The sequence below is a fragment of the Pseudomonas sp. LD120 genome, assembly GCF_009861525.1.
Classification (GTDB): domain Bacteria; phylum Pseudomonadota; class Gammaproteobacteria; order Pseudomonadales; family Pseudomonadaceae; genus Aquipseudomonas.
The window spans coordinates 508886-528825 of sequence record NZ_WVHL01000001.1 but is presented as its reverse complement, the minus strand read 5'-3'; the positions used below and the strand labels follow the sequence as shown (position 1 = coordinate 528825).

17 protein-coding genes and 3 pseudogenes are annotated in these 19940 nt (G+C 61.2%); 13 read left to right on the top strand and 7 right to left on the bottom strand.

What is annotated here, in order from left to right; genetic code table 11:
* Positions 1 to 87: 87 nt before the first annotated feature.
* Both PLD_RS02515 and PLD_RS02510 read left to right on the top strand, forming a co-directional pair.
* Positions 88 to 720 (top strand): annotated as a pseudogene (locus PLD_RS02515) (formate/nitrite transporter family protein); the annotation flags it as partial.
* A gap of 143 nt (positions 721 to 863) precedes the next feature.
* Positions 864 to 1114: pseudogene (locus PLD_RS02510) on the top strand (hypothetical protein); the annotation flags it as partial.
* On the opposite strand, the gene PLD_RS02505 reads toward PLD_RS02510, so the two are convergent.
* The gene (locus PLD_RS02505; RefSeq protein ID WP_159889497.1) at positions 1115 to 2374 is read right to left on the bottom strand and encodes a sodium:proton antiporter; all 1260 of its coding nucleotides are present in this window, start codon (positions 2372 to 2374) and stop codon (positions 1115 to 1117) included.
* A 99-nt stretch (positions 2375 to 2473) separates the two neighbouring features.
* On the opposite strand from PLD_RS02505, the pseudogene PLD_RS02500 reads away from it, so the two are divergent.
* Positions 2474 to 2664 (top strand): annotated as a pseudogene (locus PLD_RS02500) (EamA family transporter); the annotation flags it as partial.
* Positions 2665 to 2697: 33 nt separating this feature from the next.
* Positions 2698 to 3084 (top strand): MAPEG family protein, encoded by a 387-nt coding sequence (locus tag PLD_RS02495; RefSeq protein ID WP_159889495.1) that lies wholly within the window; start codon positions 2698 to 2700, stop codon positions 3082 to 3084.
* A gap of 56 nt (positions 3085 to 3140) precedes the next feature.
* Here the strand turns inward: PLD_RS02495 and PLD_RS02490 are convergent, their stop codons facing one another.
* Positions 3141 to 4313, bottom strand: a complete 1173-nt coding sequence (locus tag PLD_RS02490; RefSeq protein WP_159889493.1) for a murein transglycosylase A — start codon at positions 4311 to 4313, stop codon at positions 3141 to 3143.
* Between the two features lie 132 nt (positions 4314 to 4445).
* Here PLD_RS02490 and PLD_RS02485 point away from each other — a divergent pair, with 132 nt between their 5' ends.
* Positions 4446 to 4895: a cytochrome c gene (locus PLD_RS02485; protein ID WP_159889491.1), complete on the top strand. Its 450-nt coding sequence runs from the start codon at positions 4446 to 4448 to the stop codon at positions 4893 to 4895.
* Positions 4896 to 4923: 28 nt separating this feature from the next.
* Here the strand turns inward: PLD_RS02485 and PLD_RS02480 are convergent, their stop codons facing one another.
* The 4 genes from PLD_RS02480 to PLD_RS02465 form a co-directional block, all read right to left on the bottom strand.
* The gene (locus tag PLD_RS02480) at positions 4924 to 5319 is read right to left on the bottom strand and encodes a DUF1090 domain-containing protein (protein ID WP_159889489.1); all 396 of its coding nucleotides are present in this window, start codon (positions 5317 to 5319) and stop codon (positions 4924 to 4926) included.
* A gap of 124 nt (positions 5320 to 5443) precedes the next feature.
* The gene (gene ligB, locus PLD_RS02475; RefSeq protein ID WP_178116104.1) at positions 5444 to 7123 is read right to left on the bottom strand and encodes an NAD-dependent DNA ligase LigB; all 1680 of its coding nucleotides are present in this window, start codon (positions 7121 to 7123) and stop codon (positions 5444 to 5446) included.
* Positions 7124 to 7341: 218 nt separating this feature from the next.
* Positions 7342 to 8532, bottom strand: a complete 1191-nt coding sequence (metK, locus tag PLD_RS02470) for a methionine adenosyltransferase (RefSeq protein WP_159889485.1) — start codon at positions 8530 to 8532, stop codon at positions 7342 to 7344.
* A gap of 19 nt (positions 8533 to 8551) precedes the next feature.
* Complete coding sequence (locus tag PLD_RS02465) at positions 8552 to 9547, bottom strand: metalloregulator ArsR/SmtB family transcription factor (RefSeq protein ID WP_159889483.1); 996 nt, start codon at positions 9545 to 9547, stop codon at positions 8552 to 8554.
* A 259-nt stretch (positions 9548 to 9806) separates the two neighbouring features.
* Between PLD_RS02465 and tkt the strand changes: the two genes are divergently transcribed.
* The 6 genes from tkt to fba all read left to right on the top strand — a co-directional run bounded on the left by tkt (position 9807) and on the right by fba (position 16118).
* Positions 9807 to 11804 carry a transketolase gene (gene tkt, locus PLD_RS02460; RefSeq protein ID WP_159889481.1) on the top strand — a complete coding sequence of 666 codons (1998 nt, stop codon included), beginning with the start codon at positions 9807 to 9809 and terminating at the stop codon, positions 11802 to 11804.
* A 150-nt stretch (positions 11805 to 11954) separates the two neighbouring features.
* Positions 11955 to 13019 (top strand): erythrose-4-phosphate dehydrogenase, encoded by a 1065-nt coding sequence (gene epd, locus PLD_RS02455; RefSeq protein ID WP_159889479.1) that lies wholly within the window; start codon positions 11955 to 11957, stop codon positions 13017 to 13019.
* A gap of 17 nt (positions 13020 to 13036) precedes the next feature.
* Complete coding sequence (locus PLD_RS02450) at positions 13037 to 14200, top strand: phosphoglycerate kinase (protein ID WP_159889477.1); 1164 nt, start codon at positions 13037 to 13039, stop codon at positions 14198 to 14200.
* A 32-nt stretch (positions 14201 to 14232) separates the two neighbouring features.
* Positions 14233 to 14454 (top strand): hypothetical protein, encoded by a 222-nt coding sequence (locus tag PLD_RS02445; protein WP_159889475.1) that lies wholly within the window; start codon positions 14233 to 14235, stop codon positions 14452 to 14454.
* 60 nt (positions 14455 to 14514) lie between these two features.
* Entirely contained in the window at positions 14515 to 14844 is a 330-nt protein-coding gene (locus PLD_RS02440; protein ID WP_159889473.1) for an MliC family protein, read from the top strand.
* 209 nt (positions 14845 to 15053) lie between these two features.
* Positions 15054 to 16118, top strand: a complete 1065-nt coding sequence (gene fba, locus PLD_RS02435; protein WP_159889471.1) for a class II fructose-bisphosphate aldolase — start codon at positions 15054 to 15056, stop codon at positions 16116 to 16118.
* Positions 16119 to 16262: 144 nt separating this feature from the next.
* Here the strand turns inward: fba and PLD_RS02430 are convergent, their stop codons facing one another.
* The gene (locus PLD_RS02430) at positions 16263 to 16934 is read right to left on the bottom strand and encodes a polysaccharide lyase family 7 protein (protein ID WP_159889469.1); all 672 of its coding nucleotides are present in this window, start codon (positions 16932 to 16934) and stop codon (positions 16263 to 16265) included.
* Between the two features lie 320 nt (positions 16935 to 17254).
* Here PLD_RS02430 and PLD_RS02425 point away from each other — a divergent pair, with 320 nt between their 5' ends.
* Both PLD_RS02425 and PLD_RS02420 read left to right on the top strand, forming a co-directional pair.
* Positions 17255 to 19378 carry a bifunctional diguanylate cyclase/phosphodiesterase gene (locus PLD_RS02425; protein WP_159889467.1) on the top strand — a complete coding sequence of 708 codons (2124 nt, stop codon included), beginning with the start codon at positions 17255 to 17257 and terminating at the stop codon, positions 19376 to 19378.
* Between the two features lie 44 nt (positions 19379 to 19422).
* Positions 19423 to 19935, top strand: a complete 513-nt coding sequence (locus tag PLD_RS02420) for a M48 family metallopeptidase (protein ID WP_159889465.1) — start codon at positions 19423 to 19425, stop codon at positions 19933 to 19935.
* The last annotated feature ends 5 nt before the right edge of the window (positions 19936 to 19940 follow it).

The window sequence follows — 19940 nt, the reverse complement described above, 5'->3', positions numbered from 1 at the left end:
TCGCCAGCAAGCGGGCGTCGATCCGCATGGAACAGCCCTGAACCCGATGTGTCGTAACTCATACGGCCCACTTGGTTGAGAATCTCCATGGGCATGCGAAGCGACGGTAACCCCCCGGCCTGTCGGCCGCAGAGCAACAAGACGTCGACCGTAACCAGCCACCGCGCGCGGCGGTGCTGCACGAAATCATCAGCACCCAGGGCGATCGGGAACTCAAGCGCAGTGTCGCCGCCCTGTGGTGGTCGGCGTTGGCCGCCGGCCTGACCATGGGCTTGTCGCTGAAGGGCATGGGCCTGCTCAATTCCCGACTGCCGGACGGTGAGGCCTTCAAGGTGATCGCCAGATTCGGGTACTGCGCGGGGTTTCTGGCGGTGATCCTCGCCCGTCAGCAACGGTTCACTGAAAACACCCTGACCGCCGTGTTGCCGGTAATGAGTAAACCGAGCCTGAGTAACGTCGGGCGGCTGTTGAGGCTATGGCGCCTGGTGCTGGTGGGCAACCTGTGCGGCACGCTGTTGGTGGCTTATGGGATGTTGTATCTGCCGATTGTCGACAGCAAAACCGATCAGGTCTTTCTCGAAATCGGCCGCGAGGTCATGGAAACGCCTGTGCGCAGATGTTCGCCAAAGGCATTATCTCCGGCTGGATGATTGCCACCAGGGTGTGGATGATTCCGTCCATGGAGAGCGCCAAGCTGTGGCCATCCTCCCCATCACCTACATAGGCGCTGTACGAAAAGTTTTGAGACGAAGGTCAGGCAAGGCGAAAACAGTCGATGAAGCGGAGTTTACGGGTTGTAAATGAGCATTCCGAGACCGTTTTCAACGTAGCATCACCGAGTATCAAGGCTTTTCGTACAAAGCCTAATGGCGTTGGGGGATTTCACTCTCATCCTGGTGGGTTCGGCGGAAGTGTCCTATCTGGTGTTTGCTGGTGAACTGGCGTGGCGGGATTTCTGGCTGGTGGTCGCCGGGCCGACCCTGGCGGGGAACATCAGGGGGGCGGCCTCATCTTCGCCTTGATCAGCCATGCTCAGGTGCGCGGCGAGAGTGGTCGACCGAGCCAGGGCGCGGACCAGGCGTTGGCGCCCGGTCCGCGACAGATCAATCGATGATCAATGGACCTCGGCCTTGGCGGCAGGGGCGTTCTGGGTAACGTGGCGCACCAGTTTGCCGATGCTCAGCCCCTGTAGCAGGATCGACGACAGCACCACGATGTAGGTGATGCTCAGCACCAGATCACGTTCCGGCCCCAGGGGCAGCGCCAGCGCCAGGGCCACCGACACACCGCCACGCAGACCACCCCAGGTCAAGATGCGGATGGTGCCTCGGGGGACGTTGCGCCAGCGTCGTAGCAACAGAATCGCCGGAGCCACGGTGAGCAGGCGCGAGAGCACGATGGCTATTGCCAGCAGGCTCGCGGCCGCCAGGTGCAGCCAGTTGAACGGCAGCAACAACAACTCAAGGCCGATCAGCGCGAACAACAGGGCATTGAGCATGTCGTCCAGCAGCTCCCAGAAACCATCCAGGTAACGCCGGGTCATGTCGTTCATTGCCAGGTTACGGCCCAGGTTGCCGATGATCAGACCCGCCACCACCATGGCGATCGGCGCCGACACATGTAGCTCGCTGGCCATGGCCGAGCCACCGATCACCAAGGCCAGGGTTAGCATCACCTCGATCTGGTACTGCTCAATGCTCTTGATCATCAGATACACCAGATAGCCGATCAGCCCACCGAACGCCGCGCCGCCAATGGCCTCATGAACGAACAGCCAGGCGGTGGCGCCCGCCGTGGGGGTTTCTCCCAACTGTGCGATGCCCAATAGCACGGTGAACACCACCACCGCGGTGCCGTCGTTGAACAGTGACTCACCGACGATGGTGGTTTTCAGCGGTTTGGAGGCGTTGGCGGTGCGTAGCACGCCGAGCACTGCAATCGGGTCGGTGGGGGAGATCAGTGCACCGAACAGCAAGCAATAAAGGAAGCTCACCTGCCAGCCGAACAGGCCGAAGATCCAATAGGCCAGGCTGCCGATGGCCAAGGTGGCGATCAGTACGCCCACCGTTGCCAGCAGGCCGATGGGCCAGCGATAGCTGCGCAGGTCGTTGAGGTTGACGTGCAGGGCTCCGGCGAACAGCAGGAACGACAGCATCCAGTTCATCAGTAGATCGCCGAAGTCGATCTTGCCAATCAACGCTTCGACATGTTCTTCAAGTCCGGGGAAGCCCAGGTAGCTCAAACCTTGCAACAGCAAGGAAAAGATCAGGGCAGTCACCATCACGCCGATAGTCGGCGGCAGGCCGATAAAGCGGAAATTGACGTAGGTGAGCAGGGTGGTCAGGCAGATAAAGGCAGCGACAAGTTCGAGCATCCGGACTCCTTTGGATGATTGCAGTGAAAACAGCCCGAACGCTTCAGGCCAAGGCTTTGATGTGTCGGCGGCGTGGCGGGACACAGTAGGGTGCTTTACGGATTCTGTGAGTTGTTCAGCTACGCTCTGGTGCTTTGGGTCATGCAGCTGGGATCGATTGCCAAGGCGGCATTGCGTGACATCAGCGTGATTCTGGTACTGCGGGTCATGGGTTACCTGAAAGAACCTTTCGGCCGGCCCCGGCTCTTAGCTTGTGGGTGCTGCTGGGCATGTTGCTGATGAAGCTCTGAATACTCCCTAAAACTCTAAAAAGGATGTGCGTTATGACTGTCGCTTTCTGGTGTGTGTTGATCGCTATTTTCCTGCCGTACCTGTGTACCGGTATCGCCAAGTTCAGCGGTGGCCAGTTCGGGCCACGGCAGAACCACGATCCACGGGCGTTCCTGGAAACCCTGCAAGGTTTCGCCAGGCGTGCGCACGCCGCGCAGCTCAACAGTTTTGAAGTGACCCCGGCGTTTGCCGCGGCGGTGATCGTCGCCCATGTGGCGGGCAACGCCTCGTTGGTGACGATCAATGTGTTGGCTGTGTTGTTCATCACCAGTCGCCTGTTGTACATCATCTGCTACCTGGCGGACTGGGCGATCCTGCGCTCCCTGGTGTGGTTCGTGGGCATGGCATTGATCGCCAGCTTCTTCTTCGTTTCGCTCTAAGGCGGGGCTTGTCGGTGCTAGCGAGATGACGAACGCTACCGCCGGCCCAGCCGGGCTCAAGGGGTGTCGCTGACTTCCGGGACGCTGGGCAGGGTCGCGCCTTTGGGCCAGAGCATCCAGATCTGGCCGGATTGCTTCATGTCGCCGGCCAGTTGCCCGGCAGCGTTGCCGGTGCCCCAGAACAGATCGGCGCGCACCTCGCCGGTGATGGCGCCGCCGGTGTCCTGGGCCGCGACTGGACGGACCAGGCTGCTGCCGTCGGGGCGGGTGGTGGACAGCCACAGCAGGCTGCCCAGGGGAATGACCTTGCGGTCCACCGCAACGCTGTAGCCGGCGGTCAACGGGACGTTCAGCGAGCCTCTCGGTCCTTCGTTGCTGTCGGGGTTGCGGGTGAAGAAGACGTAGCTCGGGTTGCTGGCCAGCAATTCGGTAATCCGTGTCGGGTGAGCCTTGGCCCAGGCGGCGATGGTGCCCATGGTCACGTCTTCTTTCTTCAGTTCGCCCTGGCCCACCAGCCAACGCCCGATGGGGCGATAAGGGTGGCCGTTCTGGTCGGCATAACCGATTCGCAATTGGCGCCCGTCATCCAGTTGAATCCTGCCCGAGCCCTGGATCTGCAGAAACTGCAGGTCCATTGGATCGGTCAACCAGGCCAGCACCGGCGCCTTGACCCCTTGGCGCTCGATGGTTGCCGCGTCGTCATAGGGTTTGAGCACCCGGCCTTCGAGCCGCCCCCGCAAGCGCTTGCCTTTGAGTTCTGGGTAGAGGCTGTCCAGCGCGACGATGATCATGTCGTCCGGCACCCCGTAAACAGGCACGTTGGCCACAGGGGTCGGGGTCAGGCTGCCGGGATACACCGGTTCGTAGTAACCGGTGATCAGGCCGGTGCTGCTGCCGCTGCCCGAGCGCAGGCCATAGACCTGCAGGTGTTCCTTGAGAAAACCGCGAACGGCCCCGGGGTCTTGCGCCACATTGGCTGCTGCGGCGCAGGTGGTGCCCCAGACCGGGTCGGCTTTCAGGCGGTTGCAGGCGCTGCGCCAGGAGTCAAAGCCCGCCAGCAGGTCGTTATCGGCGACGCTGGGCAGCGATTCCCATGAGGCGCTGTTGTACGTGGCCAGGGCGTGGGTTGACGGCTTGCTACTGTCGCCGCCGTTGCAGCCGGCAAGCAGCGCCAAAGCCGGCAGGGTCCAGAGCAGGTGGCGATGCCAGCGGAGGAAGCTCGGGTTCATGCTGTGTTTCCTTGAGGGGTGGGCCACTGCCTGAATGACGGCGGACAACCCCTATTGTTAATAGGGCTATTGGTGTTTGCCGGGTAGACGAGGATACTGGCCGCCGTTTCCGTGACCTGACCTGAAGCCATCATGACGCTAAAAAGACTTTCCGTTGTATTGCTGGCCTGCCTGACGCTTTCCGCCTGTGGCGGTGTCGACCCCAATTCCCCTCTGGGTCAGCGCAAGGCGATCTTCAAACAGATGCTCAAGACCGGCGAGGACCTGGGGGGCATGCTGCGTGGCCGGATCCCCTTCGACGGCGCACGCTTTGCCGAAGGGGCGGTGAAGCTCGACAGCCTGTCCCATGAGCCCTGGAAGCACTTCCCCGAGGTCAAGGAAGAGGACCACACCAGCGCCACCGATGATGTCTGGCGCAAGCAGGCACGTTTCCAGGAGCTGGCGCGCAACCTTGAAGCCGCCACCGCTGAACTGGTGACCATCAGTCAGGTCCAGCCCTACAAGGCCAGCAACCTGGGGCCCGCTGTACAGAAAGTCGAGGACGTCTGCAGTGCCTGCCACAAAGAGTTTCGTAATCACTGAGTGATGTGGTCGCCAGGGAAGGCGACGGTCATTTGTCCAGATCGTCCAGGGCTTCTTGCAGTTCCTTGCGGGACTCGGCGAGTTTGTCTTTGCGCTTGTTGATTTTCTCTGAGTCGCCTTTGTTCATGGCTTTTTCCAGGTCGGCCTGGCGACGGCTCACTTCGTGCTTGGCTTCCAGTACCTTGTTTTCCCGTTCCTTCCTCAGCGACGCATCGGTGCAGTGGGCGGTGACTTTGCTCAAGGCGCGCTCCAGGCCGGCTTGCTGATCGCTGTTGCCATGGGCCTTGGCCTGTTCGATCTGGGTCATGATGGCCTGGCGTTTGGCGGCGCAGCCAGTCAACGGAGGCACTGGTTCGGCGGCCAGAAGGGGGGCGCTCATCAGGCTGCACAGGGTCATTGCGGCGAGCATTGGAAAACGGTTCATTGAGGGCTCCAGGTGAAAAAAGATCAAAAAACAACCAGTGAAAAAATACAGCGTTTGTATCGCAAGTGGCCTGTTGGAGCCCGTTGCTGACGAGGTGGTTCAATGCGCCGGCACCGGCGGCGGGCTAAAAGCCTTCGATGCCGGCATCACTCAAGATTGTGCGCAGGGCCAGCACCTGTGGATCACGAAAAAATGCCGCCAGTTGCGCGGCTCGTCCAGCACCTACTCCTGATTCGTTCTGCCAGTCCTCGCGGCTTTTCAAGGCCAGGGTCTGCCACGGTCCGCTCAGATCAGCTGAGCCGCTGGGGGGAAGGCCCAGGGCTTTGAGCCAGCGCGCGAAGGGTCGTTGTCTTGCGCTGTGCAGGCTCCTGAGCAAGCGAGTACTGCTGCGTTTGCCGAAGCCGGCAATGTTAGCAAGCTCTGCCTGATCGAGGGTCAACCAATCCAGCAGGCTGTTGATACGGCCTGCTTCAATCAGCCGAGCCCAGGTTTGTCCGCTGACATTCTGCAGGTTTAGCCCTTGCTTGCTGCTGAGCCAGGTCAGTCGCGCCAGAAACTGGCTTTCACAGCCGGGTACGGGCTGCCAGCAACTTAAAGGGTGAAAGTCCTCCTGTCGCGGCGCCTGGATGGCCGGACGTTGCGCACGTCTGAGTACCACGCTATCCAGACGTGGAATGGTCAGGCCGGCGAGGCTGATCGCCACCTGGTCGCCGGGGACAATGTCCAGGGCTCGCCAGCGTTGCAAAGAACCGAGGCTGACGCGGCGGATCTGTCGGTCGTCAAGGGTCACCGGTTCGATATCCAGTAATGGGGTGATGCGTCCGGTGCGACCGATCCTGAATTGCACCTGGCGCACGTTGGCCAGGGCTTGGGTGTAGGGGTATTTCCAGGCGGCGATCCAGTGTGGGGCTTGTGCTTGCCAGCGCTCGGCAGGCGGGCGCCGGCTTTGACGCAGGATGATGCCGTCGCTGGCAAAGGGCAGGGGCGTGCGATACCAGTGTTCCCGCCAGTGCTGGGCATCGGCAAAGCGAGTGATGGGCTTACTGTATTCGCGGCCTTCGGTGAAGCCTAGTTCTGCCAGTCGCTCAAGGCGCTCGCTCAGCGTGCTGGGGCCTTGTGGCCAGTCCCAGACGAACAGGCCGATTTGCGCGGCGTCTTGTGCGGCCAGGTGCTTGCGCCTCATCCAGCCAGCCACGCGGCTGCGGGCGTTGATACTGCCGGAGCGTGCTTGGATGTGTAGGTTCAGGCGTTGATAAAGCTCGCCCTGAAGCAACAGGTCGACGGGTTGGTTGAGTTGCTGAGGAATGGCCTCGATCTGGCGCGCCGCTGCACTCCAGTCATGGCCATGCTGACCGTCGCCACGGCTCAGCGCCTGCTGAAGGCGCCCCTTGCGATAGATCAGGGTCACGGCCACGCCGTCGATTTTGGGTTGCGCCCAGACCTGCGCCCGGCTTTTGAGCCAAAGCTGCACCGCGTTGGCGTCGGGGAGTTTTTCCACGCCGGTGTGGGCGATGGGATGGGCGATGCCGCCGCGTGAGCTGGCCAGTGGCTGGTCCAGCATCCGGCCGGGCTGCGGGAAGCAGCGTTGCAGGGTATTGAGGCGATGGCGCGACTGGTCATACAGCTCATCTGCAACCAGCGATCGGCCTTGGCGATGGTAGCTGTCGTCCCAGCGTGTGATCTGTTGTTGCAGGTGGGCGATTTCCTCGCTGGCCCGGCGGCTTGACCAGTCGGGGCATTCGGCCTGGGCGGGCAATGGTATCAGGGTCAGTAACAGGAACAGTTTTGGCAGCATGGGGAGCATCCTTGCTCTGCGTGGTCATGTTCTGAAGGGTAGGCGGGCTGGGGCGGGGGATCTGGCGGAGGTGATTGCGGGGTGTTTCGCCAGGGCTGGGCGCGTCATCGCCAGCCCGTGGGGGCCTTGAGGGCTGTGGGTTTGTCGGCGCCAGAGAGAAACCTTCGGCTACAAAAAAGCCTCGCCGAGAAGTGCCCGGCGAGGCTTGGGGTGTTGCCAGGTGAAGCTTACAGGCCGGCAGCGGCGCGCAGTGCATCGGCGCGGTCGGTTTTTTCCCAGGTGAAGGTGGTGAAGGTGTCTTCACCCACGGTTTTGGTTTGCGGTGTACGGCCGAAGTGACCGTAGGAGGCGGTTTCCTGATACATCGGGTGCAGCAGGTCGAGCATGGTGGTGATTGCGTAAGGACGCAGGTCGAAGTGCTCGCGAACCAGGCGGATGATCTTGTCGTCGCTGATCTTGCCGGTGCCGAAGGTGTTCAGCGAGATCGAGGTCGGTTGCGCCACGCCAATGGCGTAGGACACCTGGATCTCGCAACGCTCGGCCAGGCCCGCTGCGACGATGTTCTTGGCCACGTAGCGGCCGGCGTAGGCGGCTGAGCGGTCAACCTTGGATGGGTCCTTGCCGGAGAACGCGCCGCCGCCGTGACGGGCCATGCCGCCGTAGCTGTCGACGATGATCTTGCGACCGGTCAGGCCACAGTCGCCCACCGGGCCGCCGATGATGAACTGGCCGGTCGGGTTGATGTGGAACTGGGTGTCCTTGTGCAGCAGCTCGGCCGGCAGCACGTGTTTGACGATCAGCTCCATCACGCCTTCGCGCAGGTCGTTGTAGGACACTTCCGGGTTGTGCTGGGTCGATAGCACCACCGCGTCGATGCCAACCACGATGCCGTTTTCATAGCGGCAGGTAACCTGGGATTTGGCATCCGGACGCAGCCAAGGCAACAGGCCCGATTTGCGAGCTTCGGCCTGGCGCTGCACCAGTTGGTGCGAGAGGGCAATCGGGGCGGGCATCAGGGCCGCGGTTTCGTTGCTGGCGTAGCCGAACATCAGGCCCTGGTCGCCGGCACCCTGATCTTCAGGCTTGGCACGGTCGACGCCCTGATTGATGTCGGGGGACTGCTTGCCAATGATGTTCAGCACACCGCAGGTGGCGCCGTCGAAGCCGACTTCGGAGTTGGTGTAGCCGATGTCGCAGATCACGTCGCGAACGATCTGCTCCAGGTCGACCCAGGCGCTGGTAGTGACTTCGCCAGCGACGATGGCCACGCCGGTCTTGACCAGGGTCTCCACTGCTACGCGGGCGTGTTTGTCCTGGGCAATGATGGCGTCCAGTACCGCATCGGAAATCTGGTCAGCGATTTTATCCGGATGCCCTTCGGACACGGACTCGGAGGTGAAAAGGGAGTATTCGCTCATCTCGACGGTTTCCTAAAATTTACCGATGGTGAGTGTCGCCAGCCGGTCGCTGAAAATGGCGGACCTGGATCTGGAAACCATTACGTAAGCCTATATAGAGGCTGTCCCCGGGAGTCAGTCCCGCAGCGGTGGCCCAACGGGCCAGATCATCTTGTTCGAAGCCTAGCCAGAGATCACCGCAAGCCTCTTTGGCCCAGCTCTGGTCATGGCTGCACAAGTCTGTCACTAACAGGCTGCCGCCTGCTTGCAGCAAATTGGCCATCTGCTTGAGGGCCTCGGCCGGCGCGGCGAAATGGTGCAGCACCATATTCAGCACCACGCAGTCGGCGGTCAGTTGTACGTCACCCAATGCATCGGCCAGTTGCAGGCTGACGTTAGCCAGCGTTTCGCGCTCACACAGCTGGCGCGCCAGTTCAAGCATCGCCGGGCTGTTATCCAGCGCGGTGACGTGGGCAAAGCGTCGGGCCAGATCGGGGAGGAATCCGCCGTCGCCTGGACCGACTTCAATGGCCGTGGCCATTGGACTGAAGCTCAGTTTGTCCAGCAGCGCGAGGACGCTCTCGCGGTACTGCGGCAGTCCTGCGATAAGGTCCTGCTGGGCGCGAAATTTCTCCGCCACCCGAGAAAAAAAGTCCTGGCTGGCCGCGGCTCGTTGCCGATGCACCAGGCTAATTCGCGACTGCACGTCGTCTGGCAACGGCAGTTGATCGACTTCATCCAGCAATGCGGCGTGCAGCTTGCCCCCCAGGAGTTCGGTATGGGGCAGGGCGCGGCGATAGAAAATTGCATTGCCTTCACGGCGGGTCGCCACCAGGCTGGCCTGAGCCAGAACCTTCAAGTGATGACTCATGCCTGACTGGCCAGTGGCGAAGATCTGAGCCAATTCCAGCACGCCGAACGAATCGTTGGTCAGGGCTCGCAGCACATTCAGTCGCAACGGATCGCCGCCGGCTTTGCACAGGGCTGCCAGTTCGTCGCAATTGTCATGTTCGATAGAGGGTGCGTGCAGGTTCATAGGGGCGCAGTCTAGTGATGCCCGGAACGGCTCGCAAGACCAATATCAAAAAGTTTTGATATTGGTCGCCGGAAGGCCTTTGCCAGAGCCTCGGTCATGTCACTTAACGAACGGCAAAGAAGGCTCATCAGGGGATTGTGTGTTCATCCGTGGGAAAAACATGCCTGAGTGACTATCTGTCATTGCCCCCGCCAGACGCCTGAGGGAAAATGCAGGCCTTTTTTCCGTTTCGTTTTATTCAATCCTCAGGAGATCAGCGATGCCCAGCCGTCGTGAGCGTGCCAACGCCATTCGTGCACTCAGCATGGATGCCGTGCAAAAAGCCAACAGCGGCCATCCAGGTGCCCCCATGGGTATGGCGGATATCGCCGAAGTACTTTGGCGTGACTACCTTAAGCACAACCCGAGCAATCCATCCTTCGCCGACCGCGACCGCTTCGTGCTGTCCAACGGTCACGGCTCGATGCTGATCTACTCGCTGTTGCACCTGACCGGCTACGACCTGTCGATCGATGACCTGAAAAACTTCCGCCAACTGCACAGCCGCACCCCGGGCCACCCGGAGTTCGGCTACACCCCGGGCGTGGAAACCACCACCGGCCCATTGGGTCAGGGCCTGGCCAATGCCGTGGGCTTCGCCCTGGCAGAAAAAGTCCTGGCGGCCCAGTTCAACCGTCCAGGTCACGACATCGTCGATCACCACACCTACGTGTTCCTGGGTGATGGCTGCATGATGGAGGGCATTTCCCACGAAGTGGCGTCCCTGGCCGGCACGCTGGGCCTGGGCAAGCTGATTGCTTTCTACGATGACAACGGCATTTCCATCGACGGTGAAGTCGAAGGCTGGTTCACCGACGACACGCCGAAGCGTTTCGAAGCCTACAACTGGCAGGTGATCCGCAACGTTGACGGCCACGATCCGGAAGAGATCAAGACCGCCATCGACACCGCGCGCAAGAGCCCGCTGCCGACTCTGATCTGCTGCAAGACCACCATCGGTTTCGGTTCGCCGAACAAGCAGGGCAAGGAAGACTGCCACGGCGCGCCACTGGGTGCCGAGGAAATCGCCCTGACTCGCACCGCGCTGAACTGGAATCACGGCCCGTTCGAAATCCCGGCTGATATCTACGCCGAGTGGGACGCCAAAGAAACTGGCCGCGCCGTGGAAGCCGAGTGGGATCAGCGTTTCGCGGCCTACTCCGCTGCATTCCCGACCGAAGCCAACGAGCTGGTGCGTCGCCTTGCCGGTGATTTGCCAGCGGACTTCGCCGAGAAGGCCAATGCCTACATCGCTGAAGTGGCGGCCAAGGGCGAAACCATCGCCAGCCGTAAAGCCAGCCAGAACACCCTGAACGCCTTCGGTCCGCTGCTGCCTGAGTTCCTCGGCGGCTCGGCCGACCTGGCGGGTTCCAACCTGACCCTGTGGAAAGGCTGCAAGGGCGTCAGCGCTGAAGACGCCAGCGGCAACTACATGTACTACGGCGTGCGCGAGTTCGGCATGACCGCAATCATGAACGGGGTTGCCCTGCACGGCGGCCTGGTGCCTTACGGCGCGACCTTCCTGATGTTCATGGAATACGCCCGCAATGCGGTGCGCATGTCGGCGCTGATGAAGCAGCGGGTGATCCACGTCTACACCCACGACTCCATCGGTCTGGGCGAAGACGGCCCGACTCACCAGCCGATCGAGCAACTGACCAGCCTGCGCAGCACCCCGAACCTCGACACCTGGCGCCCGGCCGATGCCGTGGAGTCGGCGGTGTCCTGGAAGTACGCTCTGGAGCGCAAGGACGGCCCATCGGCGCTGATCTTCTCCCGTCAGAACCTGCAGCACCAAACTCGTGATGCCGGCCAGATCGCCGACATCAGCCGCGGTGGCTACGTGTTGAAAGACTGCGCAGGCGAGCCTGAGCTGATCCTGATCGCTACCGGTTCGGAAGTGGGCCTGGCGGTTCAGGCGTTCGACAAACTGACCGAACAAGGTCGTAAGGTGCGGGTGGTTTCCATGCCGTGCACCAGCGTGTTCGACGCCCAGGATGCAGGCTACAAACAATCGGTGTTGCCGCTGCAGGTCAGCGCGCGGATCGCCATCGAGGCTGCTCATGCCGACTTCTGGTTCAAGTACGTGGGCCTGGAAGGCCGCGTGATCGGCATGACCACCTACGGCGAGTCGGCGCCTGCGCCGGCCTTGTTCGAAGAGTTCGGCTTCACCCTGGACAACATCCTGGGTCAGGCTGAAGAGCTGCTGGAAGACTAAACCCGTTAGTGGGTTTGTCTGGTCTGACGCTCGGAGCAAGCTCGCGCGTACAGGGGGGCACGACATCCCTGTGCGGGCGAGCTTGCTCGCGATGACGACATGACAGGCAGCACCACGCTGACGGTACGATCCCCGGTCATCGAGAACCTCATGCCCCAACCGCGTCCCTATAAAGTTGCACTCAACGGCTACGGCCGGATTGGTCGTTGCGTCTTGCGTGCTCTCTTCGAGCGGGGGGCTGCGGCCGGATTCGAGATCGTCGCCATCAATGACCTGGCCGACATGGCCAGCATCGAATACCTGACGCGCTTCGACTCCACCCACGGCCGGTTTCCCGGTGAAGTGAAGGTCGACGGCGATTGTCTGCATATCAATGGCAACTGCGTGAAAGTGCTACGCAGTGCTACCCCCGAAGGCATCGACTGGGCGTCCCTGGGCGTCGACCTGGTGCTGGAATGCTCCGGTGCCTACAACACCCGTGAAGATGGCCAGCGCTTTCTCGACGCCGGCGCTCCGCGAGTGTTGTTCTCCCAGCCGATGGCCAGCGAGTCGGATGTCGACGCCACCATCGTCTACGGGGTGAATCAGGATGGCCTGATTGGCAATGAACTGCTGGTGTCCAACGCCTCCTGCACCACCAATTGCGGCGTGCCGCTGTTGCGTCTGCTGAATCAGGCGATTGGCCTGGAGTACGTGTCGATCACCACCATTCACTCGGCCATGAACGATCAGCCGGTGATCGACGCCTATCACCATGAAGACCTGCGCCGCACCCGTTCGGCCTTCCAGTCGGTGATCCCGGTGTCCACTGGTCTGGCGCGTGGTATCGAGCGTCTGTTGCCGGAACTTGCCGGGAGAATCCAGGCCAAAGCTGTGCGCGTGCCAACGGTCAATGTGTCTTGCCTCGACATCACCATGCAGACCGTCAATGACACCGACGCCACCGAGGTCAACCGGATCCTGCGCGAGGCCGCCACCAGCGGTCCGCTCAAGGGGCTGTTGGCTTACACCGAGCTGCCTCACGCCAGCTGTGATTTCAATCATGACCCTCATTCGGCGATCGTCGATGCCAGTCAGACCCGTGTTTCCGGCCCCCGGCTGGTGAACATCCTGGCCTGGTTCGACAACGAATGGGGCTTTGCCAACCGCATGCTGGATGTTGCAGGACATTACCTGCAAACAGCTGCTCCACTCCCTGTCTCTACCATTCAGTAACCCAGGAATTGCGACCCATGACCGTGTTGAAGATGACCGACCTCGATCTGCAAGGTAAGCGCGTACTGATCCGCGAAGACCTCAACGTCCCAGTCAAGGACGGTGTTGTCACCAGCGATGCGCGGATCCTGGCTTCGCTGCCGACCATCAAGCTGGCCCTGGAAAAAGGTGCGGCAGTGATGGTTTGCTCGCACTTGGGTCGCCCGACCGAAGGCGAGTTTTCCGCCGAGAACAGCCTCAAGCCGGTAGCCGATTACCTGAGCCGCGCCCTGGGCCGCGAAGTGCCGTTGGTGGCTGACTACTTGGGCGGCGTCGAGGTCAAGGCCGGCGACATCGTGCTGTTTGAGAACGTGCGCTTCAACAAGGGCGAGAAAAAGAACGCCGACGAATTGGCCCAGCAATACGCAGCGCTGTGCGACGTGTTTGTGATGGATGCCTTCGGCACCGCGCACCGCGCCGAGGGTTCGACCCATGGCGTGGCCAAGTTCGCCAAGGTGGCTGCTGCAGGTCCTTTGCTGGCGGCCGAGCTGGATGCGCTGGGCAAGGCCCTGGGCAACCCGGCCAAGCCGATGGCGGCCATTGTTGCCGGCTCCAAGGTGTCGACCAAGCTTGATGTGCTCAACAGCCTGAGCCAGATCTGCGACCAGTTGATCGTGGGCGGAGGCATTGCCAATACCTTCCTGGCTGCGGCCGGTCATCCGGTGGGCAAGTCGTTGTACGAGCCTGATCTGCTGGACACGGCCCGTGCCATCGCCGCCAAGGTCAGCGTGCCGCTGCCGGTGGACGTGGTCGTGGCCAAGGAGTTCGCCGAAAGCGCCGAAGCTACCGTCAAGCTGATCGCTGACGTAGCGGCCGACGACATGATCCTCGACATCGGTCCACAGACTGCCGCGCAGTTCGCCGAGCTGCTGAAATCTTCCAAGACCATCCTCTGGAACGGTCCGGTGGGCGTGTTTGAGTTCGACCAGTTCGGCAACGGAACCCAAGTGCTGGCCCAGGCCATCGCCGACAGCGCCGCGTTCTCCATCGCAGGCGGTGGCGACACCCTGGCGGCCATCGACAAGTATGGCGTGGCCCAGCAGATCTCCTACATTTCTACCGGCGGTGGCGCGTTCCTAGAGTTCGTCGAGGGCAAGGTGCTGCCGGCGGTTGAAGTCCTGGAAGCCCGGGCCAAGGCCTGACGCCTCGATTGGCCGGGCAAAGGAGTGTTCTGATGGTCAAGACATTGCCACTGTTGATCGCCGCGGCTTTGCTGGCGGGGTGCTCCGGCACTCCGCAGGCAAAATCGGTCGATGAGGCCGGTGAGCCGGACAAAGGCTGCTATCAGGCCGATTGGCAGGCCGAGACGGCGCCGGTGATTAACAAACGGCTGGGCCCAGAGGGCCTGGAGAAGTACGAGACACCGTCAAAGACCAGGGAACAGGGCTGCCCTTGACGGGTCAGACTGGATAACGCGAATCGCCGGGGCCTGTGGGCTCGCGGCCGAGGAACATTGATGAAAGCTTTGATCGTCGTGGCGATGCTGGGAATGCTGGCCGGTTGTGCCAACCTGAACCTGCTCAAGTCGCCGCCCCCCGACAACTGGACCACCTGGGTATGTGACAGCCAGGCAAGCGTGCTCTGGCGCTACACCGACAACAGCCGCAAGGAGGTTGACGTGCGGCTGGGGGGCGACGATCAGGTGCGTCGCCTTAAGCTTGAGCCCAGCGGTTCGGGTTCGCTGTACAGCGATGACATGCTGGCCTTTCACGTCAAGGGTGAAGAGGGCCTGGTTTATTGGGTCGCCACCAATGACTTGATCGGCCGTGGCTGCAAGGCCCAATAAGAGCTGGCTTGCCAGCCAAGGCGGCGTCCAGACCTGTGCAAGGTCAAGGGCCCCTTTACCGGCGAACTGGTTCCTGAAGGGCTGTAGAGATTTGGTTTTAACGGATACAACAGGGCGGGCTGACCCCCGATCTGCAATCACTTGAATAGCAGTCGCCGCTACGGCAGGCTTGCACGATTAACGACCCTCGACCGGGAGAGAGACACACAATGGCACTCATCAGCATGCGCCAGATGCTGGACCACGCAGCCGAGTTCGGCTACGGCGTTCCAGCTTTCAACGTCAACAACCTTGAGCAGATGCGCGCCATCATGGAAGCCGCTGACAAGACTGACTCCCCGGTGATCGTTCAGGCGTCCGCCGGTGCGCGCAAGTACGCCGGTGCGCCGTTCCTGCGTCACCTGATCCTGGCCGCCATCGAAGAATTCCCGCACATCCCGGTGTGCATGCACCAGGACCACGGCACCAGCCCTGACGTCTGCCAGCGTTCCATCCAGTTGGGTTTCTCCTCGGTCATGATGGACGGCTCTCTGGGCGAAGACGGCAAGACTCCCACCGATTACGAATACAACGTGCGCGTCACCCAACAGACCGTGGCCATGGCCCACGCCTGCGGCGTGTCGGTCGAAGGCGAGCTGGGTTGCCTGGGGTCTCTGGAAACCGGCATGGCCGGTGAAGAAGACGGCATCGGTGCCGAAGGCGTGCTGGATCACAGCCAGATGCTGACCGACCCGGAAGAGGCCGCGGATTTCGTCAAGAAGACCCAGGTCGACGCCCTGGCCATCGCCATCGGCACCAGCCACGGTGCCTACAAGTTCACCAAGCCGCCTACCGGCGACGTGCTGGCCATCGACCGCATCAAGGAAATCCACAAGCGCATTCCCAACACCCACTTGGTGATGCACGGTTCTTCGTCGGTTCCGCAGGAGTGGCTGGCGATCATCAACCAGTACGGCGGCGACATCAAAGAAACTTACGGCGTGCCGGTTGAAGAAATCGTTGAAGGCATCAAGTACGGCGTGCGTAAGGTCAACATCGACACCGACCTGCGTCTGGCGTCCACTGGTGCCATGCGTCGTCTGATGGCCACCAACCCGAGCGAGTTCGATCCGCGCAAGTTCTTCGGCGCCACCGTGACCGCCATGCGCGACGTGTGCATTGCCCGTTACGAAGCCTTTGGTACCGCCGGCAACGCTTCGAAGATCAAGCCGATCTCCCTGGAAGGGATGTTCCAGCGTTACCTCAAAGGTGAGCTGAACGCCAAGGTCAACTAAGTCCTGGCGTTGAACGAAAAACCCGCAGCAATGCGGGTTTTTTGTGCCCGTTGTTCCTCTTCCCTTGGGCACGGGCTTGCCTGCGACAGCGGCCTGCGCGAACGCAACGCGCGGTGCGCCGGTAAGGTGGCCGGGCGTGTTGGCTCAGGTCTTGTTGTGGTCGATGTCCAGCTTGGAAAAGGTCACCTTGCCGCCTTCGCTGGTGTAGCCAGTGTTGTCCTGCACATAGACCCCTGCCTTGAAGTACAGCGGCTTGTCGCGCCAGGTGGCGCTCAATTGCGCATCCCACTGAGCGCCTGCGGCGCTGAGCCCCAAAACGCCGCCAGGGCTCAGGTGGATCAGGTAGGAAAAGTCGCGATCCATCGGCACGTTTTGGGCCAGGGTGATGATTCGACTGTGTTCATCGTCCGGGCGCATGCGCACCTTGGCGACAATGTTGCCGGCACCTGTGCTGGTCTTGTACTGGTACTCCACTTTCACCAGGGGCTTGGTGCTGTTGTAGGCGTGGATCTGGCCAATGACGATCTTGCCCGACGAGGGCACCTGGTTCACCGTCAGGGTCGCGTGCAACAGGTTGTCGGCCTCGGGGTAGGTCCAATTGCGCAGGCTGCCGTTGGCGTAAGTCTCGCGCAGTTCGGTACGGGGATAGATGGCGTTTGCGGTTTTCGAGCCGGTCACCGGCGACCAGAAAAACAGCGTGCCGGTGTCGGCGTGGAAGTAAGAGTTCTTGAAGCCTTTGACCAGTCTCGGGGTGTCGATGGTTGTCGGTGGAGTGCCGACGGGAACGCTGAGGTTCCAGGTTGCCAGGTCGATCATGATGGGGGATTTCCACAAGAGCGTCTTTGATACAGGCCCGCCAACGGCTTTAGCCTGCGCTTCTCAGGGCGCCTTTATAACGCAGATCAGGCGCAGGGAATGCCCCGTATGGCGGATATCTGGCGTCAGCAAAATGTCTAAATGCCATACTCCCCGGTTTCTATGCTGCAAACATGTGACCGTTAGTCGGGAGTCGTGGCGATTGGCGAAGTGATGGCGTGCTGACAGCTTCTGCTTTTCAGGATCCGGGTCTAGAGTGAGACCTCAGTTTCTGTCGGGTTTCTCCCCACCCGGTCTTTTTGCAGACAAAGAGAAGCAGCATGGAATGCGCGCAACCGGAGGCGGCCGAAGGCCACTCCACTCTTCTGATCGTTGATGACTATCCTGAAAACCTCCTCAGCATGCGTGCGCTGTTGCAGCGTCAGGACTGGCGAGTGATGACCGCCGGCTCAGGCGTCGAGGCCCTGGGCCTGCTGCTTGAGCATGAGGTGGACTTGGTGTTGTTGGATGTGCAGATGCCGGGCATGGACGGCTTTGAAGTGGCCAGGCTGATGCGTGGCAGTCAGCGCACCCGGCTGACCCCGATCATCTTTCTGACCGCCAACGAGCAGTCCCATGACGCCGTGCTCAAGGGCTATGCCAGCGGCGCGATGGATTACCTGTTCAAGCCTTTCGACCCGCAGATCCTTAAACCCAAGGTGCAGGCCCTGCTGGAGCATCAACGCAATCGCCGGGCTCTGCAGCGCCTCAGTCATGACCTGGAAGTGGCCCGGGCGTTTAACGCTTCGGTGTTGGAAAACGCCGCCGAGGGCATTCTGGTGGTAGATGAGGAGGGTTGCGTACGCTTCGCCAATCCCGCGGTGTCACGCCTGCTCAACGCTCAGGTCAAAGAGCTGGAAGGCTCGCCCTTTCTCGACTATCTGCAAAACCCCCATATTCCCCACTGGCACGACTCGGAGTTGTACGGCTGCTATCGCCGAGGCGAAACCTATCGCCTGCATGACGCGTTGCTGCGCACGGTTCCCGGCCAGCAACTGAGCGTGGCCTTGTCCTGCGCACCATTGCCCAGCGAGCAGAAGGCTATGGTCGTCACCCTGCTGGATATGTCCGAGGTGCGGCGTCTGCATCAGCAACTGGAATATCAGGCGGTGACCGATCCGTTGACCGGGTTGCTCAACCGTCGTGGTTTCTACCAGACCGTGGATAACATCCTGCTGCGCAGTGAGCGTTCAGAAAAGTCTCTGGTTCTGCTGTACCTGGACCTCGACGGCTTCAAGCGGGTCAACGATTCCCTGGGGCACGATGCCGGTGATCGCGTGCTGCGCTGGGTTTCCGAGCAGTTGAAGGAATGCCTGCATTCGTTTGACATCCTCGGGCGCATGGGTGGCGATGAATTCACCGCGTTGCTGGAACTGCGCTTTCCCGAGCACGCGGCGAAAATTGCCGAAAAGCTGATCGAACGCCTGTCCATCAACCAGCAGATCGATGGGCTGGAAGTGGTCTTGGGGGCCAGCATCGGCATCGCCATCTACCCTGATTGCGGTTCCAATCTGGACGGCCTGTTGCGGGCGGCGGACATTGCCATGTACGAAGCCAAGCGCGCCGGTCGCCAGCAATATCGTTATTACGATCACGAGATGAACGGTCGCGCGCGCTCTCGGTTGATGCTTGAAGACAGCGTGCGCAACGCGGTGGAACGCAAGGAGTTCACTCTGGTGTATCAGCCCCAGGTGGCGATTGCCGATGGGCGTTTGCGGGGCTTCGAGGCGCTGCTGCGCTGGCGCCATCCGAGCGTGGGTGATGTGCCGCCGGGGCTGTTTCTGCCCTTGCTGGAAGAGGCGCGCCTGATCAGCCGCCTGGGCAGTTGGATCTATCAACAGGGCGCCGCTCAGCGCAAGGATTGGGAGCCCGTGTTCAGTGCAGACCTGGTGCTCGGTGTCAGCCTCAGCGCCACTCAGTTCAACATGCCTAATCTGGCTGCGGAGTTGCAGCAGGTGTTGGCCCACCATGGCCTGCAACCTCGGCAGTTGGAAGTTGAAGTCACGGAAGCGGCCTTGACCCAGAACCTGGATGACAGCCGCAAGCAGTTACAGCAGTTGCATCAATTGGGCGTACGGGTGGCGTTGGACGACTTTGGTTCAGGCAGTTGTTGCCTGGCTTATCTGCGCGATTTGCCACTCGACACCCTCAAGCTCGATCGCCACTTGATTGCCCGGTTGCTGACCTCGCCCCGAGATGCTGCGATTGCCCGCAGCGTGATCGATCTGTGCAAGCAGTTCGGGCTGTTGGTGATCGCCGAGGGAGTGGAAACCGTCGAGCAGTACCAATGGCTCAAGGGCAATGGGTGTGAGTATGTGCAAGGCTTTCTGGTGGCCCGGCCACTGACCGCCGACAGCGCCAGCCAGTTTGTCCAGCCGTTTGACTGGAGCGCGCTGCCGGCCTGAATTCGCTACACTGGCGACCTTTTGCACCTTGCGTTGCCTTCCTCATGACCGCACTCAAATACCTCCAGGCCTATCCCGTCGCCTTGCAAGAGCAAGTGCGCCAGTTGATCGTCGAAGATCGCCTGGGCGCCTACCTGAGCCAGCGGTATCCGCAAAAACATGCGGTGCAGAGCGACAAGGCGCTGTACAACTATGCGCTGGAGCTCAAGCAGGAATACCTGCGCAACGCACCGGCCATCGACAAGGTGCTGTTCGATAACCGCCTGGACCTGACCCATCGCGCCCTCGGTCTGCACACCACGGTGTCCCGGGTGCAGGGGGGCAAGCTCAAGGCCAAGAAAGAGATTCGTATTGCCTCGTTGTTCAAGGAGGCGGCGCCGGAGTTTCTGCGGATGATCGTGGTGCACGAGTTGGCGCACTTCAAGGAATCCGATCACAACAAAGCGTTCTACAAGCTCTGCGAGCACATGCTGCCGGGCTATCACCAGCTGGAATTCGACCTGCGGGTCTACCTGACCTGGCGCGACCTGCAAGCCAAGGCAAGTGTGTTGGGTTAACCCTT

Coding starts and splice junctions, on each gene's coding strand:
- PLD_RS02505 (WP_159889497.1), bottom strand. CDS start 2,374: ATGCTCGAACTTGTCGCTGCCTTTATCTGCCTGACCACCCTGCTCACC.
- PLD_RS02495 (WP_159889495.1), top strand. CDS start 2,698: ATGACTGTCGCTTTCTGGTGTGTGTTGATCGCTATTTTCCTGCCGTAC.
- PLD_RS02490 (WP_159889493.1), bottom strand. CDS start 4,313: ATGAACCCGAGCTTCCTCCGCTGGCATCGCCACCTGCTCTGGACCCTG.
- PLD_RS02485 (WP_159889491.1), top strand. CDS start 4,446: ATGACGCTAAAAAGACTTTCCGTTGTATTGCTGGCCTGCCTGACGCTT.
- PLD_RS02480 (WP_159889489.1), bottom strand. CDS start 5,319: ATGAACCGTTTTCCAATGCTCGCCGCAATGACCCTGTGCAGCCTGATG.
- ligB (WP_178116104.1), bottom strand. CDS start 7,123: ATGCTCCCCATGCTGCCAAAACTGTTCCTGTTACTGACCCTGATACCA.
- metK (WP_159889485.1), bottom strand. CDS start 8,532: ATGAGCGAATACTCCCTTTTCACCTCCGAGTCCGTGTCCGAAGGGCAT.
- PLD_RS02465 (WP_159889483.1), bottom strand. CDS start 9,547: ATGAACCTGCACGCACCCTCTATCGAACATGACAATTGCGACGAACTG.
- tkt (WP_159889481.1), top strand. CDS start 9,807: ATGCCCAGCCGTCGTGAGCGTGCCAACGCCATTCGTGCACTCAGCATG.
- epd (WP_159889479.1), top strand. CDS start 11,955: ATGCCCCAACCGCGTCCCTATAAAGTTGCACTCAACGGCTACGGCCGG.
- PLD_RS02450 (WP_159889477.1), top strand. CDS start 13,037: ATGACCGTGTTGAAGATGACCGACCTCGATCTGCAAGGTAAGCGCGTA.
- PLD_RS02445 (WP_159889475.1), top strand. CDS start 14,233: ATGGTCAAGACATTGCCACTGTTGATCGCCGCGGCTTTGCTGGCGGGG.
- PLD_RS02440 (WP_159889473.1), top strand. CDS start 14,515: ATGAAAGCTTTGATCGTCGTGGCGATGCTGGGAATGCTGGCCGGTTGT.
- fba (WP_159889471.1), top strand. CDS start 15,054: ATGGCACTCATCAGCATGCGCCAGATGCTGGACCACGCAGCCGAGTTC.
- PLD_RS02430 (WP_159889469.1), bottom strand. CDS start 16,934: ATGATCGACCTGGCAACCTGGAACCTCAGCGTTCCCGTCGGCACTCCA.
- PLD_RS02425 (WP_159889467.1), top strand. CDS start 17,255: ATGGAATGCGCGCAACCGGAGGCGGCCGAAGGCCACTCCACTCTTCTG.
- PLD_RS02420 (WP_159889465.1), top strand. CDS start 19,423: ATGACCGCACTCAAATACCTCCAGGCCTATCCCGTCGCCTTGCAAGAG.